Origin of the sequence: Mycobacterium sp. IEC1808, assembly GCF_002101935.1 — a bacterium.
GTDB lineage: Bacteria > Actinomycetota > Actinomycetes > Mycobacteriales > Mycobacteriaceae > Mycobacterium.
On record NZ_LQPV01000065.1, the window covers coordinates 74,187 to 89,208 of the forward strand.

A 15,022-nucleotide genomic window follows, 5' to 3' on the forward strand; every position below is an offset into this window, starting at 1 on the left:
CGGATCCCGCCATCAGCTCACGCTGAAAGCCCAGGATTCACACTCAAGGCCCTGAGCCAACGCCGCTTAACCCACCGCCTCGCCGATGTCGATCGGCTCGACCGGGCGGTGCTCCTCGATGAGCGAGAGGCCCATCTTGCGGGCGCGCTGGGCGGCGTCCAGGTCCCCCACCACCGCGAGGATCATCGCGCCCTTCATCAGGATGTGCCAGGACGACGCGAACTCCTCGACGTCGGTCAGCCCGGCCGCGACGGCGCGGCGGCGCACGATGTCGCGGACGTGGTCGATGTGGGCGATGCAGGCCTGGCCGGCGGGATGGTCGACGCCCAATTCCAGGAGCACGTTGATGAACGAACAGCCCTCGTAGCCGTCGCGCGACTGGAACCAGTCGTGCAGCACGTCGAAGATCGCGAGCAGCTGTTCCTCGGGGGTGTTGCCCCGCTGGTGGGATTGCTGCTCAATCAGGCCGTGCGTCCAGACCTCCTCGCGGCGCTGCAGCACCGCCAGCACCAGCGCGTCCTTGGTCGGAAAGTGGCGGTAGAGGGTCGCCCTGGCCACGCCGGCCCGCACGATCACCTCGTCGGTGCCCACGGCGCGGATCCCACGCCGGCTGAACAGCTCATACGCCGCGGTCAGGATGCGTTCGCGGGCCGAGCTGATGACAGGAGTGACATCGTCGCTTGTCATACCGGGCCTTACCATACTCTTAACAGGCTAATGTAGACAGACCGCCCTGTCTCGTTATACAAATGAGCTTCGCGCAGCGTCTGTCTTCAGACAGAAGGACGGGCATCCATCCCGGCGCCCGGCGTCGGTAGATTAGGGAGTCCCTCATGAGCCCGATTACTGCGGAATCGATATCGACTCCACACCCAACCCTCAGCACGCGCCTGGTCCACGAGCTGGGTGACCCGCGCAGCACGCTGCGGGCGACCACTGACCGCAACGGCGCGGCGGTGATCATCAACGCCGGCGGCGAGGTCGACGCCTGCAACGAGCACACCTGGCGCCGCCTGGTCAGCGAGGCCGCCAGCATCGTCATCCCGCCCGGTCCCCTCGTCATCGACGTCAGTGGCCTCGAATTCATGGGCTGCTGCGCGTTCGGGGTGCTGGCCGAGCAGGCGCAACGGTGTCGAGAGCGCGGCACCGAATTGCGCCTGGTGAGTTGCGAACCGTTCGTCGCCCGCATCGTCGACGCCTGCGGGTTGGGCCGCCTGCTGCCGGTTTACCCGACCGCGGACACCGCGCTCGCGTCGACCGCTCGCTGGTAAGCCGCCCCGAGTCAATCGGCCGATAATCGGCTGAATGAGCGGGCTTCCCACCTTCGGTGCGGAGGAGGAATTCCTCCTCGTCGACCCGCATACCGGTGAACCGGCCCCCCGCAACGCCGCGGTGGCCGAAGAAGCCGAGCGGCGGGGCGCGACCCTGCAACTGGAACTGAGCAGCTGCCAGGTCGAGACCAACTCCAGCGTCACGGCGACCAGCGCGGAACTGGGCGAGCAGCTCACCCGGCTGCGCCGCGCCGCCGCCGAGGCAGCCGAGGCCGCGGGGGTGCAGCTGCTCGCTACCGGCCTCCCGCCCAGCACGCCGCACGAGTTTCCTCTCACCGACACACCCCGGTATCGGCGTATCGGCGAGGCGTACGGGATGGTCGCGCACGAGCAGGGCATCTGCGGGTGTCACGTCCATGTGGAGGTGCCCGACCGGGCCGCCGCGATCCGGGTCAGCAACTGGCTGCGGCCGTGGCTGCCGTCGCTGCTGGCGCTGTCGGCCAATTCGCGGGTGTATCGCAGCGCCGACAGCGGTTACGCGAGCTGGCGCAGTGTGCTGTGGCGGCGCTGGCCGGTGGCCGGGCCGCCGCCGTTCTTCCCCGCGCCCGAGGAGTACGACCGCACGGTGCGCATGCTGATCGACAGCGAGGTCATCCTCGACCACAAGATGGTCTATTGGGACGTGCGCCCGTCGGAGAACTTCCCGACCGTCGAGATCCGGGTGGCCGACGTGCCGGCCACGGTCGACGAGACGGTGCTGCTGGCCACGTTGGTCAGGGCCGCGGTGATGACGGCGCTGGACGAGCGAAGCGGGGGCAACGAGCGCCTGCCGCCCGCGGCGCTGCGGGCCGCGTACTGGAAGGCCGCGCACGACGGGCTCGCGGGACGCACGCTCGACCTGATCCACGGAAGTGGGGCGGTGCCGGTGCGCCAGATGTTGGGCGCACTGGTGCAGCGGGTGCGCCCGGCGCTGGACGCGCTCGGTGAATACGACCGCGTCACAACCGAACTCGACCGCGTCGCCGCGCAGGGCAACGGGGCGATGCGTCAGCTGCGGGCGTGGCAGAAGCGCCACGACGTGATGGACGTCATCGCCGAAGCCGTCGTCAACCCACGGTGAGCAGGCGGTACAGGCCGATCAGCCCGACCACCACGATCGTCGAGCGCAGCGCCGTCGGCGACAGCCGGCGCCCGTAGCGCGCCCCGACCAGTCCCCCGACCAGCGAGCCCGCCGCGATCAACCCGGCGACCGGCCAGCTGATCCGACCGAACGCCACCAGCGAATAGCTCACCGCCGCAACGACGTTCACCACCAGGGTCAGCAAATTCTTGGCGGCGTTCATGCGCTGCACCGATTCGGGCAGCAGCGCGCCCATGACACCGACCAGCAGGATGCCCTGCGCGGCGGTGAAGTAGCCACCGTAGACCGCGACGGCGAACGTCCCGAACACCAGTAAGGCCTTGCGTGCCGGCGTGATGTGCTCGGGCGAACGCCCCGCCTCTTCCGCGCGCTGGGCCGCCCACGTCTGCAGCTTCGGCCCGATCACCACCAGCACCAGTGCCAGCACCAACAGCACCGGAACGACCCGGGCGAACACCGTCGGGGGCAGGTGCAGCAGCAGGAAGGCGCCCAGCACCGCACCGGCCAGCGACGCCGGCAGCTGCCAGCGCAGCCGATCCCACTGCCCGGCCAGCTCGGCGCGATAGCCCCAGGTGCCCGATACGCTGCCCGCCACCAGGCCGACCGCGTTCGACATGGTGGCGGTGACGGGCGGATAGCCGAGGGCGACGAGCGTCGGGAAGGTGACCAGGGTGCCCGATCCGACGAGGGCGTTGATGGCGCCGGCGGCGAACCCGGCCACGACGATCAAAACCATATGGGAGAGCAGCACTCCCGCGAAGTTTAGTCGGCCTTAGACGGGCGGCGCTTCGGGCCCGCGGTCCACGCCGGTGCGCAGCTTGACCGATGCCGAATACGCGATGCTGCGGAAGTGCAGCACCGGATCGTCGGAGGGTTCGATGCCGTCGGTGACGCGCATCGGGTCGAACACAACGATGTCGCCGCCGTGTTCGCGCTGCGTGTCCAGGCCGTCGATCTGCAGCGTGCCGACGGTGACGATCTGGGTGCTCTGCCAGGCCGCCGACGGGTCGACCGTCGAGTCGTCCGGTCCGGCGATCTGGACGCGGAAGTCGAACCGGACGGGACCGGTTGCCAGGCGCGCGTTCAGTTCGTCGGTGAGAAAGTCCGGTCCGTCACTTTGGGGGGCCGGCGCCTTGGACTCGGTGGCCGGAACCCAGTGGTAGCGAACGAATCTGGCGCTCCCGTCGGCGGCGACCCAGCGGAAGGCGTGCAGGCCGTGGTATTCGATGGTGGCGTAGCTGGTCGGGACCTTGTTGGCGTCGCGCAGCACGGGCAGCGCGCCGAACAGCCGGGGATGGGTCAGAAAGTACTTGGCCATGCGCAGCGGAGTCGTCGGGCTGGGCCGCATGGCCTTGAGCAGATCGACGAATCCGTCCGGCGTGCTGGAGACGAACAGGCGGGCGGTCTGCGTCGAGACGTCGGTGGTGGACCCGTCGGGCAGCGTGAACTTCACCGCGAGCCCCCGCACCCCGGGAGCGCCGTCGCGCTGGGACGGGTTGCCCGATCCGTTGGAGAAGCGGATCAGCGCGGGCACCGTCGAGCCGTCGAGGTGCTTGGCGCGCGAAAGGCCCGCCGCATCGGGGGTCGCGGTGAACGTGCCGCGGTACAGCGTGCCTTTGGCGTGCAGTGCCCGGTAGCCCGGCTGCGCGCCGCCGGTGCCTCGAATCGCCACGATCGCCTCGTCGGGAGTGACCATGCGCGAATCTTAAGGCGCTAGTCAGGCAAGCCGAAGAGTTTGACGACACCGTGATCGCGACCGGCGGTGTAGCCGCCGTCGACGGCGATGGCCTGGCCGCTGACGAACGAGGCGTCGGGCGACAGCAGGAACGCCGCCATCGCCGCGACCTCCTCGGGCTGGCCGAACCGTTGCAGGGCGTGCTCCTCGGTGATCGAGGCCAGCGGACCCTCCATCCCCGGCAGCCCGAAAACGCCTTGGGCCATGGGGGTTTCGATGAAGCCGGGGCAGATGGCGTTGGCGCGGATGCCGCTGGGCCCGTAGTCGAGCGCGATGTTTTTGGTGAGCAGGACGACGCCGCCCTTGGCCGCGTTGTAGGAGCTGCCGCCGGCCGTGCCCTCCAGCCCCTCGATGCTGGCGACGGTGACGATCGAGCCCCGCTCCCCGTCGACGCGGGGTTGCTCGATCATCTTCGCCAGGGCCGCCTTGGCCACCAAGAACGTGCCGGTCAGGTTGATGCCGATCACCCGCTCCCATTCCTTGCGGTCGAGCAGGTGCACCGGCCCGCCGCCGGCGACGCCCGCGGCATGGAACACGCCGTCGAGGCGGTCGGGGACGGCGGCGAGCACCGCGGCGATGGCGTCCTCGTCGGTGATGTCAGCGGTGACGAAGTGGAATTCGGCACCCAGGTCGGGTGGGGCCGCCACGTCGGCGCCGACGACGGTGCCGCCCTCGGCGAGCAGGCGCCGCGCGGTGGCCAATCCGATGCCGGACGCCGCCCCCGTCACGACGAAGGTGCGGGACCGGGCGCGATCGGCGTTGACCATGGCAGTGATAGTGGCACACCGGCGCCCGGTGTGCGCCGACGGCGCCGCGTGTGGGCCCACGGCGTCGCGGGTGAGCCCGGGGCGGCGGACCGGCCAAATTCCCGCCCTGTGCGCACACGCAAAGCCCTCGGTTCACACTGAATTAGCGATCGGGCCGGCCGTCCCGGGCGCGCTCGTAGAACCGTCGGACCCGGGCGCGGTTGCCGCAGTCGGCGGTGCTGCACCACCGGCGGTTCTGCCGGTGACTGGTGTCGAGGAACAGCCAGCCGCACGCCGAGTCGCCGCATCGCTTGATGCGCGACAGCGGGATGGCGGTCAACAGCGTCACCGATTCGGCGGCCAGCCGATGCAGCGGCGTTTGCGCGTCCAGCGCCATCTCGTGCCACCCCACGACGTCGCCGTCGATCGTGAGGCGTTGGGCCCGTAGCGCGGATCGGTATGCGCCGGCGATCGTGTCGGCATCGCGGGTCGACTCGCACCCCGTCCAGATGCGATACAGCGCCTCTCTGAGCCGGACGGTCTGACGCAACGCTTTCCCGGCGGCATCGCGGTGCGAGTCGGCCCACTGGGCGAGCTCGCGCACCTCACCGGGCGACAGCACCCCGGCGTGGCGCGCCCACGCCACCAGGTCGAGATAGTCCGCCAGGTATTCCGTACTACGCTCCGGGTCGCCCCGCCACGCCACCGTGTTGACCAGGTCGACCGCGGGATGACCCCCACGCAAGTCGAGTCCGGCCGCCTCCGAGCGCACCATCAGTCATCACCGCCTAATTCCTAAATATCGATTTAACCATTAGATCGCCGGGTACTCGCATCGACATGAAGCGCACACCTGCAGACAGAGTCGGATTGGCCGTCGGCGCCCTGTGCGTGTCCGCCTCGGCCGTCTTCCTGAAACTGGCCGCGACAACTCCGGCGACCGCGACGGCCGCGCGCTGCCTGCTCGTGCTGCCGGTGGTCGTCGTGCTCGCCATCCCGGAGTCGCGACGGGGCCGCGCTCTGTCGCGACGCGGCCTGCTGTCGGCCGCCTGCTGCGGCGCCTTGTTCGCCGGTGACATGTTGCTGTGGACGCAGGCCACTCCGGAGGTGGGGGCGGGCCTGTCGACCGTCCTGGTCAACACCCAGGTCGCCGTCGTTCCGCTGTTGAGCTGGCTTGTCGACCGGGAGAGGGTCTCGGCCCGGTTCCTGCTGGCGCTGCCCGCGCTCTTGGTCGGCGTCGCGCTCGCCGGCGGGATGCTGGAACACGGAATCTCGGGCAGCAACCCCGCGCTGGGCACCGCGCACGCGATCGGCGCCGCGCTGTGCTATTCGGGATTCCTGTTTCTGCTGCGACGCGGTGGGCAGGCCGGCCAAGCCATGCAGACGTACGCGGTCGTGCTGGCGACGTCGGCGGTACTGGCGGTCGCCGTCGGGCCCTGGTGGCACGGCTTGGAGCTGTGGCCCGGCTGGCACGCCGTCGGATGGTTGATCCTGGTCGCCGTCACCGGCCAGTTGCTCGGCTGGCTGTTCGTGGCTTTCTTCTCGGCCCGCGTCCCCAGCACCGTCAGCTCTGCGCTGCTCCTGCTGACTCCGGTGGGCGCCGTCGCGCTGGGCGCCGTTGTGCTGGGCGAGCGTCCCTCGGCGCTGCAGCTCGGCGGTTGTGCGTTGGTGCTTGCCGCCGGCTACCTCGCCAGCTCGCGTAAATCTGAACCCGCGGCCCGCCGCGGCGTGCGGGAGCGCGACCGCGTATCACTGAGTGGAACAGATTGACTTCTGCGGAGGGGTTATGGACAGCACGACGCTCGCCGGGTTGGTCGAGCGACATGCCCGGCAGCGGCCCGACGACGTCGCGATCCGCTACGGCGAGCGGCAGTGGTCGTGGGCGCAGTGGGCGTCGCGGATTCGGCGGGCGGCCGGGGCGCTGCAAGCCGCCGGCGTGCGGCGCGGTGATTGCGTGGCGTTCCTGGACAAGAATCACCCGGCCTGCCTGGAGATCCTGTTCGCCGCGGCGTCGATCGGCGCGGTGACGACCGTCGTCAACTGGCGGGTGATGGGCGACGAGCTCGCGCACGTGCTGGCCGACAGCCGCCCGCGGTTGCTGTTCGTCGGCGCGGAACTGCGGCCCGCCGCCGAGCCGGCCGCCGCGCGGGTCGACGGCCTGGACCGCCTCGTGGTGATCGACGACGAGTACGAATCCCTGCTCGCCGCAGCGCAACCCGCGCCGGTCGCCGAGGTCGACGAGGGCGAAACCGCGCTGGTGATCTACAGCTCCGGCACCACCGGGCGACCCAAAGGTGTGCTGCTGAGCCAGCGCGCGCTGGCCAATCACGCGGCGAACCTGGCGCCGGCGTTCCCGTTCGGCGACGGGGACGCGAACTTGGTGGCGATGCCCCTCTTCCACGTCGGCGGAATCGGGTACGCGCTGTTCGGCATCGCGGCGGGGGTGCCGACGATCATGACCCGCGAGCCCGACGCCGCGGCGTTGATCGGGGCGGTGCGGTCGGGCGCGACGCATGCGTTCTTCGTGCCACCGGTCATCGCCCGGTTCCTGGACGCCGGCGAGGCGGCGAGCGCGGCGATCGCGGGCCTGCGATACATCGTCTACGGGGCCGCGCCGATGCCGGTGCCGCTGCTGCACCGGGCGCTCGAAACCTGGCCCGAGACGAACTTCGTCCAGGTGTACGGGCAGACGGAACTGTGCGGGGCCGTCACGGCGCTCGGCGACGATGACCACCGCGACCCCGACCGCCCCCACCTGCAGCTGTCGGCCGGAAAGCCCGTGCTGGGCACCGAGATTCGGGTGGTCGACCCCGAAACCGGCGAGGTGCTGCCCGTCGGGCAGTCGGGCGAGATCTGGGTGCGCAGCAACCAGAACATGAGCGGCTACCTCAACCGCCCCGACGCGACCGCCGAGACGATCACCGACGACGACTGGGTGCGGACCGGCGACATCGGGCGCCTCGACGCCGACGGTTACGTCTACATCGAGGACCGGCTCAAGGACATGATCATCACCGGCGGCGAGAACGTGTACGGGCCCGAGGTGGAAAGCGTGCTGATCGAGCACCCGGCCATCGCCGACGCCGCCGTGATCGGTGTGCCCGACGACTTCTGGGGCGAGTCGGTCAAGGCGATCGTCGTCACCACCGAGCAGGTCGACCCAGCCGACATCATCGAGTTCAGCCGGCGGCACCTGGCGGGCTACAAGTGCCCGCGCACCGTAGACTTCGTGCCGTCGCTCCCCCGCAACGCGAGCGGCAAGATCCTCAAAACCGCGCTGCGCGAACCGTATTGGGAAGGCCGGGCACGAAATGTTTGACTCGCGGCGACGCGACTTTGCGATCACGGTGCTGGGTGGGCCGACGACGGTGATCGACATCGCCGGTCGCCGGATCGTGATGGATCCGACCTTCGATCCGCCCGGTGAGCATGGCTACCTGACCAAGCTCGCGGGACCGGCGGTGGGCGTCGACGCGTTGGGTCCGGTGGATGCGGTGTTGATCAGTCATGACCAGCATCCCGACAACCTCGACGACGACGGCCGTCGGATGGCGCTGGCCGCCCCGCTGGTGCTCACCAATCCCGGCGCCGCCGGGCGGCTGGGCCCGCCCGCGGTGGGCGTGCCGGCGTGGGAGACGTATGACCTGCCGGGCGGCTCGGGTTTGCTTGTGGCGCAAGCGGTTCCGGCGGTCCACGGCCCGGCCGACGGGCAGCGCGACGCCGGCGGCCACGTCAATTGCGAGGTGACGGGGTTCGTGCTGTCGGGGCCGGGCCTGCCCACCGTGTATCTCAGCGGCGACAACGCCTCGATGAGCGCGGTCAAGGCCGTCGCCGATCGGGTCGGCGAGGTCGATGTCGCGGTGCTGTTCGCGGGGGCGGCGCGCGTGCCCGCGAAGGAGCGCGGCCGGCCGTTGACGCTGACGTCCGCGCGCGCGGCCGCCGCCGCCGAGGTCCTCGGCGCCAAGGTGGTGATCCCGGCCCACGTCGACGGCTGGGCCCACTTCAGCGAGGGCGCCGACGAATTCGCCGCGGCGTTCGATCAGGCCGGGATCGCCGTCGTGCTGCGGGTCGCGGCGCGCGGCGAGTGGATCGACCTATAGCCGTCCCTCGGTGCGCAGCTCGGGGTGCACCCAGTCCGGCGAGCGGCGCTCCTTGAACGCGCGGAAGCCGTCGCGGGCCTCGGCGTCGGTGAGGCTGGCGGTCATGCCGATGCGGTCGTACAGGCCGAGGTAGTTGTCGATGCTGGACTTGATGACGCCGCGGGCGCGCGGCGCGGTCCGGCACACCTGCGCCAGCAGGTCTTTGGCCGTGGCGAGCAGCTCGTCGTGGGGCACCACCCGGGTGACCAGGCCCCAGTCGAGGGCTTCGGCGGCGGTCAGCACCCGGCCGGTGAACATCAGGTCGCGGGTGCGGACCGGCCCGATCACGCGGACGAGCATCTGGCTGTAGTAGGTGTCGGCGTAGCCGCGGAACAGCTCGGGTACCCGGAAGGTCGCCCGCTCGCTGACCACGGACACGTCGCTGCACAGCGCGATCTGCATGCCGCCGCCCTGGCACAGCCCGTTGACCGCGGAGACGACGGGCTTGGCCGACGTGCGCACCGCGTCGAACGGCGTGACGTCCATGCCCAGCGCCGAGCCGAACGTGATCCAGTTGTCGGTGGCTCCCCCGCCGCCCATGTCGCCGCCGGGCGCGAAGACATCCCCGGTTCCGGTGATCAGCAGCCCGGCCAGGTCCGGGTCCTCGCTGACACGCCCTATGGCGTAACGGATCCCGAAGTACATCGCCGGGGTCAGGGCGTTGCGCGCTTCGGGGCGGTCGATCGTGCACACCGCGATCGGCCCCTGGCGGTCAAACTTCAGGTACGGGGTGCCCAGCCAGTCGCCTTCGGGCGGGCGGGGGGCGTCGTCCGGTGTCGCCACGGGGCTCCTCTCACGCGTCGGCGCTTAACATCGCGCCCCAAGACTGTAACGCCCCCTAGGCGAACTGCATCGTGACGGTTCCGATGGTCTGCGAGGCGTCGCCGACCAGGGACGCCAACTGGCCCTGCAGGGTGGTCGTTGCCTCGGCCACCGGCTTGTCGCAGAAGCGGCAGTGGGTCTTGAACTGCGGCTGGTCCTCTTCGTTCGGCCAGAATCGGCGCTCGCCGGCCATCGCGCCGGGGTCGTACATGACCGACTGGTGCGGGGCCTCCTTGAGGATCCTGCCCACCGGGTGGCGTTGCGGGCATTCGAGCTTCAACACGCCGATGCCCTCTTGGTTGGCTGCCATCGTCCACCATCCTTGTCTCTTGCTCTGTAGCGGCTGGGACTAGTCGATCACGATTTCGGTCGGAGGTGCGTGGGTTCGTCGCGGGCAGGCCCGGCGGCGCCCCGGCAAACGCCGAGGTCACCGGCGCCAAGCTCCGAGCCAATCAAGAAAAAAGGTACGGATGTGCCACAAAACGTTGCGCAATCGATATTGAATCCCTTAACTTTGGGACGGGGGGATTTAGGTCACACGAACGGGCACGATGTGGCGCGCGTCCCAACGGGGTCTCAGGGGAGGCGGTCGCAGAGCACGCGCTCGGCCGGCCGGTACGAAGGGATAGCTCATTGCCAGAATCAGCGACGGCCGTGCGGCCAATCAGTCTTGTGCCCGTGACCAGCGCTCCGCGCCCCATGGAGGCGGACGATCGCACCTGGGTCATGGAGGCGCTGTGCCGAGACGCAGATCCCGACGAAATGTTCGTGCGGGGGGCGGCACAACGTAAGGCTGCCGTTATCTGCCGTCACTGCCCCGTGCTCCGGGAGTGCGCGGCGGAGGCGCTCGACAACAAAGTCGAGTTCGGAATCTGGGGCGGGATGACCGAGCGCCAGCGCAGGGCCTTGCTCAAACAGCATCCCGAGGTCGTGTCGTGGACGGATTTCTTCCGCCGGCGTAACGCCCGCTCCGCCGGCTAGCGGGGCGCCCGTTTTCCTCATTACGAAACTGTTACAGCTCTCGCGCGATACCCGAGGAGGCTGCGACAAGCCCTAGGTGGACAGCGCGGGCAGCACAAGCGTGTCGATGACCTGCCGGAAGTAACCCGCGTCGACGGTCTGGCCGTTGAGCACCCGAAACAAACTCATCGCGGTGAGCACGTCGGCGACCGGGGACCAGTCGCGGTCGGCGGCGATCTCACCGCGGGCGGCGGCGCGGGCCAAGATTGTCGTCATCACGCGTCGGCCCCGCAGCAACAGCAGGTCGTCGAGGGCAGTGGCGAGTTCGGGGTCGTGCGTCGCTTCCAGGGCAACGCGGAGAACCAGGTCGTTGGTGATCAACTCGTTGTCGTTGCGCACCGCGCGCTCGATCAGGGCGTCCAAGTCGCCGGCCAGGCTACCGGTGTCGTAAACGTCGTCGTTGCGCAGATCGGGCCGCCAGTAGACGAGGACGTCGGTCATCAACGCCGCTTTCGATGACCACCGCCGGTAGATCGCGGCCTTGCCGACGCCGGCCCGCGCGGCGATGTCATCCATGTTCGTGGCGTCGTACCCGTTCTCGGTCAGTGCGGCAAGAGCGGCGTTGAGGATCGCGGGATCACGGGACCGGTCCAGGCGGCCATCCGTGCGCTGGCGAAGCTTCGATTCCATTGCGTCACACCCCCGTCAGTTGCGGGACGGGCGCGGTGTCACCCTCCGGCTCCGGCTTAGGGGCGTTTCGCTTCCGCATGGCAAAGGTGTCCAGCGGCCACCAGAACCAGCGGCCCAGCGCGGCGGCGATCGCCGGCGTCATGAACGCCCGCACGATGAACGTGTCGACGAGCAGACCCAACCCGATCGCGGTGCCGAACTGCCCGATCACCACCAGGTCGCTGACGATCATCGACGCCATGGTCGCCGCGAAAATCAGGCCGGCCGCGGTCACCACCCGGCCGGAGGCTCCCATGCCCCGGATGATGCCGGTGTTGAGCCCGGCCGGGATTTCTTCCTTCAGGCGAGAGACCAGCAGCAGGTTGTAGTCGGACCCGACGGCCAGCAGGATGATCACCGTCAGTGGTAGCACGATCCATTGCAGGCCCACGCCGAGGATGTCCTGCCACAGCAGCACGGACAGACCGCACGCGGTGCCCAGCGACGCGAGCACGGTGCCAACGATCACCAGCGCGGCCACCAGGCTACGGGTGATCACCAGCATGATGCCGAAGATCAGGATCAGCGTCGCGATGCCGGCGATCGTCAGGTCGATCTTCACGCCGTCCTGCATGTCGCTGTACATCGAGGCGGTGCCGGCCAGCGACACCTTCGCAGACTCCAAGGGAGTTCCCTTGACCGCGTCGGCAACCGCCTGCTTGATGCCCTTCACATGCTGGATCCCGTCCACCGAGGCGGGGTCGCCCTGGTGGGTGATGATGAAACGGACCGCCTTACCGTCGGGCGAGACGAACATTTTCAAACCGCGCTTGAAGTCGGGGTTTTTGAAGACTTCGGGCGGAAGGTAGAAGCTGTCGTCGTTCTTGGCTTCGTCGAAGTAGTTCCCCATCATCGTCGAGCCTTCGGCATTTTCCTGCATATGCCGCTGGATGCCCGCCATCGAGCTGTGCGTGGACAGCATGAAGTCGCGCATTCTTTGCATCGACTCGATGGTTTTGGGAAAGTCGGCGAGCAGCTGCGGCATCAACTGGTCCAGCTTGTCGAAATCGACTGTGAGCCCGGCGAATTTGTCGGAGATCTGGTCGATGCCGTCGAGCGCGTCGAAGATGGAGCGCAAGGACCAGCACATGGGAATGTCGAAACAGTGCCTCTCCCAATAGAAATAGCTGCGAATGGGCCGCCAGAAGTCGTCGAAGTCTGCGATGCGGTCCCGCAGCTCGTTGGTGGTGTCCACCAGGTCGTGCGTTCGGCGATCCATGCTGTGGGTCGTGGCGGTCATCTGCTGCATGACGCCATACATGTGCTGCATGACGTTGATCGTTCGGCCCATCTCGTCGGCCTGCTCGAGCATCGACGCCATGCTGTCGTTCATGAATTTCGCGGTCTGCAAGGTGCTGGAGCTGTTCATGGCGATCACGAAGGGGATCGAACTGTGCTCGATCGGCGCGCCCAGCGGGCGGGTGATGGTTTGGACCCGCCCGATGCCGCGTTCATGGAAGACGCTCTTGGCGATTCTGTCGATGATCAGCATGTCCGCCGGATCGCGCAGATCATGGTCGGCTTCAACCATCAGCAGTTCCGGATTCATCCGCGCCGGGCTGAAGTGCCGCTCGGCCGCCGTCTGCGCGACGTTCGCCGCGATGTCCGGCGGGGTGAACTTCCTGTCGTTGTAAGTCGGGACATAGGTCGTCAGACTGACGAAACCGATCACCGCGACAAAGGACGCCACGACGATGATGGGTACCGGCCACCTCGTCACCATCGTGCCGACTTTGCGCCAACCCCGTTCCGACACTTGACGTTTCGGGTCGAAGAAACCGAACCGGGACGCGACCGCGAGCAACGCGGGAGCCAGCGTCAGGCCCGCCAGCATCGTCACCACCAGCGCGATGGCGCACGGGATGCCCATCGTCTGGAAGTACGGAAGCTTGGTGGCGGTCAGGCACAGGCAGGCGCCCACGATCGTCAGACCCGACCCCAGGATGACGTGCACGACGCCGTTGTAGGCGCTGTAGTACGCCTGCTCGCGATCCTCGCCGCGGGATCGGGCTTCGTGATAGCGGCCCAACAGGAAGATGAAGTAATCGGTTCCCGTGGCGATGGTCAGCATCGTGACCATGCTGACGGCGTACGGGGTCAGGCCGATGATGTCCAGATTCCCGGCGGTCGCCACGATGCCTTCCGCGGCGTAGAGCTCGAAGCGGACCAGGATCAGCGCCAAGATCGCGTTCTTCAGCGAGCGATAGATGATCAGCAGCATCACGAAGATGACGCCGATCGTGACCATCGTCATCAGTTCCATGCTGTTGTGCGCGGCGATCAGGGTGTCGGTATTGAGCGCGGTGTTGCCGGCCACGTAGGCCTTGACCCCCGGCGGCGGCGGCACGCTCTTGACGATCTTGCGGACCTCGGCGACTGACCTGTGGGCGGGGGTGGTGCCCTGCGCGCCGTCGAGGAAGACCTGCACGTAAGCGGCTTTACCGTCCGGGCTCTGGGAGCCGGCGGCGGTCAGCGGGTCACTCCAGAAATCCTGCAGGAACTGGACATGCTTGCTGGCCTTGAGCTTGGCGACGATCTTGTTGTAGAACTCGTGCGCGCTGTCGCCGAGCTTGTCGTCGCCTTCCAACACGACCATCGCCGTGGAGTCGGTGTCGAACTCCTGGAACTTGTGGCCGATGTTCATCATGTCTTTGAATGCGGTCGCGTCCCGCGGGGTCATGGGCACCGAGTGCCTGCCCGCGACGTCGCCGAGCGAGGGCGTGAACAGCGTGGTGCCGAGCGCGACAAGCAGCCAAAGCAGGATGATCGGCACCGCCAGGACGCGGATCATGCGGGCGATGCGGGAGCGAGAGCCGGGGTCGGTACTCATACGGATTTCACCAGGCAGTAGATGAAGGGTTCGTATTCGTCGATGGTGCGGTCGTCGCGGACTTGGCCGTCGACGATGACCCGACATCGGATGTTGCGCAGGCCTTTGTCACCTTGGGCGACGATGTTGGCCGACATCGACGGCAGGGTCGTCACGATCGTGTACGACCACGGCAGCGGCGCGTGCTCGACGAGATGGGGTTGCCCGTTCTCGTCGAGGTAGTTGGCGCTGACGCTGCCCCCCGATGGCGACGTGACCTCGTAGGTGATGTGTTTCGGGTTGAACGGCTTCGTGTCGTCGGCGTTGGCGTCGTGGGCGGCAGCGTGTGCGGTTGCTCCGAAACTGGCGCGGACCCGCAGCACGACATACGAGCCGAGCGCGACGACGACAACGAGAAGTAGCGGGATCCAGACCTTCTTGAAGAGTCGATACACCTGCCATCTCCTCCCTACCGCCACCGCCGAGCGCCGGGATGTCGGCGCCGCACCCACGACGGAACGCAAGTTCCACGCTCGGGCGGTCAGGACATTACCGCATCGCCGAGCACGCCGCCGGGGAAGGTCGGTGAGCACTGCCGCCGCCGGCCGGCGGGATTTTCCCGGGGTTCGGATCCGTTGGAGGCTGCGATATTTGGGTTATTGGGGTGTCC

General features: G+C 68.3%; 16 protein-coding genes. 6 read left to right on the top strand and 10 right to left on the bottom strand.

What is annotated here, in order from left to right:
• Positions 1 to 66: 66 nt before the first annotated feature.
• Entirely contained in the window at positions 67 to 687 is a 621-nt protein-coding gene (locus tag AWB92_RS25415; protein WP_085190608.1) for a TetR/AcrR family transcriptional regulator, read from the bottom strand.
• 146 nt (positions 688 to 833) lie between these two features.
• Here AWB92_RS25415 and AWB92_RS25420 point away from each other — a divergent pair, with 146 nt between their 5' ends.
• Together AWB92_RS25420 and AWB92_RS25425 are read left to right on the top strand one after the other, a co-directional pair.
• Positions 834 to 1,271, top strand: a complete 438-nt coding sequence (locus AWB92_RS25420; protein ID WP_085190610.1) for an anti-sigma factor antagonist — start codon at positions 834 to 836, stop codon at positions 1,269 to 1,271.
• Between the two features lie 34 nt (positions 1,272 to 1,305).
• The gene (locus AWB92_RS25425; protein WP_085190612.1) at positions 1,306 to 2,391 is read left to right on the top strand and encodes a glutamate--cysteine ligase; all 1,086 of its coding nucleotides are present in this window, start codon (positions 1,306 to 1,308) and stop codon (positions 2,389 to 2,391) included.
• On the opposite strand, the gene AWB92_RS25430 is transcribed toward AWB92_RS25425, so the two are convergent.
• The 4 genes from AWB92_RS25430 to AWB92_RS25445 all read right to left on the bottom strand — a co-directional run bounded on the left by AWB92_RS25430 (position 2,378) and on the right by AWB92_RS25445 (position 5,668).
• Positions 2,378 to 3,148: a sulfite exporter TauE/SafE family protein gene (locus tag AWB92_RS25430; RefSeq protein ID WP_068129694.1), complete on the bottom strand. Its 771-nt coding sequence runs from the start codon at positions 3,146 to 3,148 to the stop codon at positions 2,378 to 2,380. The two genes, AWB92_RS25425 and AWB92_RS25430, sit on opposite strands and share 14 nt — an antisense overlap.
• A gap of 36 nt (positions 3,149 to 3,184) precedes the next feature.
• Complete coding sequence (locus tag AWB92_RS25435; RefSeq protein ID WP_085190614.1) at positions 3,185 to 4,108, bottom strand: catalase family peroxidase; 924 nt, start codon at positions 4,106 to 4,108, stop codon at positions 3,185 to 3,187.
• 17 nt (positions 4,109 to 4,125) lie between these two features.
• Positions 4,126 to 4,914 (bottom strand): SDR family NAD(P)-dependent oxidoreductase, encoded by a 789-nt coding sequence (locus AWB92_RS25440; protein WP_068108210.1) that lies wholly within the window; start codon positions 4,912 to 4,914, stop codon positions 4,126 to 4,128.
• A 142-nt stretch (positions 4,915 to 5,056) separates the two neighbouring features.
• Complete coding sequence (locus AWB92_RS25445) at positions 5,057 to 5,668, bottom strand: CGNR zinc finger domain-containing protein (RefSeq protein ID WP_085190616.1); 612 nt, start codon at positions 5,666 to 5,668, stop codon at positions 5,057 to 5,059.
• A gap of 65 nt (positions 5,669 to 5,733) precedes the next feature.
• Here AWB92_RS25445 and AWB92_RS25450 point away from each other — a divergent pair, with 65 nt between their 5' ends.
• From AWB92_RS25450 to AWB92_RS25460, 3 genes are read left to right on the top strand one after another with little or no spacing between them, the layout of a single operon-like run.
• Positions 5,734 to 6,663 (top strand): DMT family transporter, encoded by a 930-nt coding sequence (locus AWB92_RS25450; RefSeq protein ID WP_085190618.1) that lies wholly within the window; start codon positions 5,734 to 5,736, stop codon positions 6,661 to 6,663.
• A gap of 16 nt (positions 6,664 to 6,679) precedes the next feature.
• Positions 6,680 to 8,212 (top strand): long-chain-fatty-acid--CoA ligase, encoded by a 1,533-nt coding sequence (locus AWB92_RS25455; RefSeq protein ID WP_085190620.1) that lies wholly within the window; start codon positions 6,680 to 6,682, stop codon positions 8,210 to 8,212.
• Positions 8,205 to 8,993 (top strand): MBL fold metallo-hydrolase, encoded by a 789-nt coding sequence (locus AWB92_RS25460; RefSeq protein ID WP_085190622.1) that lies wholly within the window; start codon positions 8,205 to 8,207, stop codon positions 8,991 to 8,993. Before AWB92_RS25455 ends, AWB92_RS25460 begins: the two co-directional genes overlap by 8 nt.
• On the opposite strand, the gene AWB92_RS25465 is transcribed toward AWB92_RS25460, so the two are convergent.
• Positions 8,988 to 9,815, bottom strand: a complete 828-nt coding sequence (locus AWB92_RS25465; RefSeq protein ID WP_085190624.1) for an enoyl-CoA hydratase/isomerase family protein — start codon at positions 9,813 to 9,815, stop codon at positions 8,988 to 8,990. The genes AWB92_RS25460 and AWB92_RS25465 overlap by 6 nt on opposite strands.
• 55 nt (positions 9,816 to 9,870) lie before the next feature.
• Positions 9,871 to 10,164: a hypothetical protein gene (locus AWB92_RS25470; RefSeq protein WP_085190626.1), complete on the bottom strand. Its 294-nt coding sequence runs from the start codon at positions 10,162 to 10,164 to the stop codon at positions 9,871 to 9,873.
• Positions 10,165 to 10,532: 368 nt separating this feature from the next.
• Here AWB92_RS25470 and AWB92_RS25475 point away from each other — a divergent pair, with 368 nt between their 5' ends.
• Complete coding sequence (locus AWB92_RS25475; RefSeq protein ID WP_277622335.1) at positions 10,533 to 10,835, top strand: WhiB family transcriptional regulator; 303 nt, start codon at positions 10,533 to 10,535, stop codon at positions 10,833 to 10,835.
• Positions 10,836 to 10,907: 72 nt separating this feature from the next.
• On the opposite strand, the gene AWB92_RS25480 is transcribed toward AWB92_RS25475, so the two are convergent.
• The 3 genes from AWB92_RS25480 to AWB92_RS25490 are packed head-to-tail and all read right to left on the bottom strand — an operon-like array spanning position 10,908 to position 14,807.
• Positions 10,908 to 11,504 carry a TetR/AcrR family transcriptional regulator gene (locus tag AWB92_RS25480; protein WP_085190628.1) on the bottom strand — a complete coding sequence of 199 codons (597 nt, stop codon included), beginning with the start codon at positions 11,502 to 11,504 and terminating at the stop codon, positions 10,908 to 10,910.
• A gap of 4 nt (positions 11,505 to 11,508) precedes the next feature.
• On the bottom strand, positions 11,509 to 14,373 hold the full coding sequence (locus AWB92_RS25485) for an MMPL family transporter (RefSeq protein ID WP_085190630.1): 2,865 nt from the start codon (positions 14,371 to 14,373) through the stop codon (positions 11,509 to 11,511).
• A complete protein-coding gene (locus AWB92_RS25490; RefSeq protein WP_142282308.1) occupies positions 14,370 to 14,807 on the bottom strand; it encodes an MmpS family transport accessory protein in 438 nt (145 codons plus the stop codon). Before AWB92_RS25490 ends, AWB92_RS25485 begins: the two co-directional genes overlap by 4 nt.
• Positions 14,808 to 15,022 lie beyond the last annotated feature (215 nt).

What these genes read in the sequence shown, in the direction of transcription:
- AWB92_RS25415 (WP_085190608.1), bottom strand. Translation starts at nt 687, where the DNA reads ATGACAAGCGACGATGTCACTCCTGTCATCAGCTCGGCCCGCGAACGC.
- AWB92_RS25480 (WP_085190628.1), bottom strand. Translation starts at nt 11,504, where the DNA reads ATGGAATCGAAGCTTCGCCAGCGCACGGATGGCCGCCTGGACCGGTCC.
- AWB92_RS25455 (WP_085190620.1), top strand. Translation starts at nt 6,680, where the DNA reads ATGGACAGCACGACGCTCGCCGGGTTGGTCGAGCGACATGCCCGGCAG.
- AWB92_RS25430 (WP_068129694.1), bottom strand. Translation starts at nt 3,148, where the DNA reads ATGGTTTTGATCGTCGTGGCCGGGTTCGCCGCCGGCGCCATCAACGCC.
- AWB92_RS25440 (WP_068108210.1), bottom strand. Translation starts at nt 4,914, where the DNA reads ATGGTCAACGCCGATCGCGCCCGGTCCCGCACCTTCGTCGTGACGGGG.
- AWB92_RS25485 (WP_085190630.1), bottom strand. Translation starts at nt 14,373, where the DNA reads ATGAGTACCGACCCCGGCTCTCGCTCCCGCATCGCCCGCATGATCCGC.
- AWB92_RS25450 (WP_085190618.1), top strand. Translation starts at nt 5,734, where the DNA reads ATGAAGCGCACACCTGCAGACAGAGTCGGATTGGCCGTCGGCGCCCTG.
- AWB92_RS25425 (WP_085190612.1), top strand. Translation starts at nt 1,306, where the DNA reads ATGAGCGGGCTTCCCACCTTCGGTGCGGAGGAGGAATTCCTCCTCGTC.
- AWB92_RS25435 (WP_085190614.1), bottom strand. Translation starts at nt 4,108, where the DNA reads ATGGTCACTCCCGACGAGGCGATCGTGGCGATTCGAGGCACCGGCGGC.
- AWB92_RS25420 (WP_085190610.1), top strand. Translation starts at nt 834, where the DNA reads ATGAGCCCGATTACTGCGGAATCGATATCGACTCCACACCCAACCCTC.
- AWB92_RS25470 (WP_085190626.1), bottom strand. Translation starts at nt 10,164, where the DNA reads ATGGCAGCCAACCAAGAGGGCATCGGCGTGTTGAAGCTCGAATGCCCG.
- AWB92_RS25460 (WP_085190622.1), top strand. Translation starts at nt 8,205, where the DNA reads ATGTTTGACTCGCGGCGACGCGACTTTGCGATCACGGTGCTGGGTGGG.
- AWB92_RS25445 (WP_085190616.1), bottom strand. Translation starts at nt 5,668, where the DNA reads ATGGTGCGCTCGGAGGCGGCCGGACTCGACTTGCGTGGGGGTCATCCC.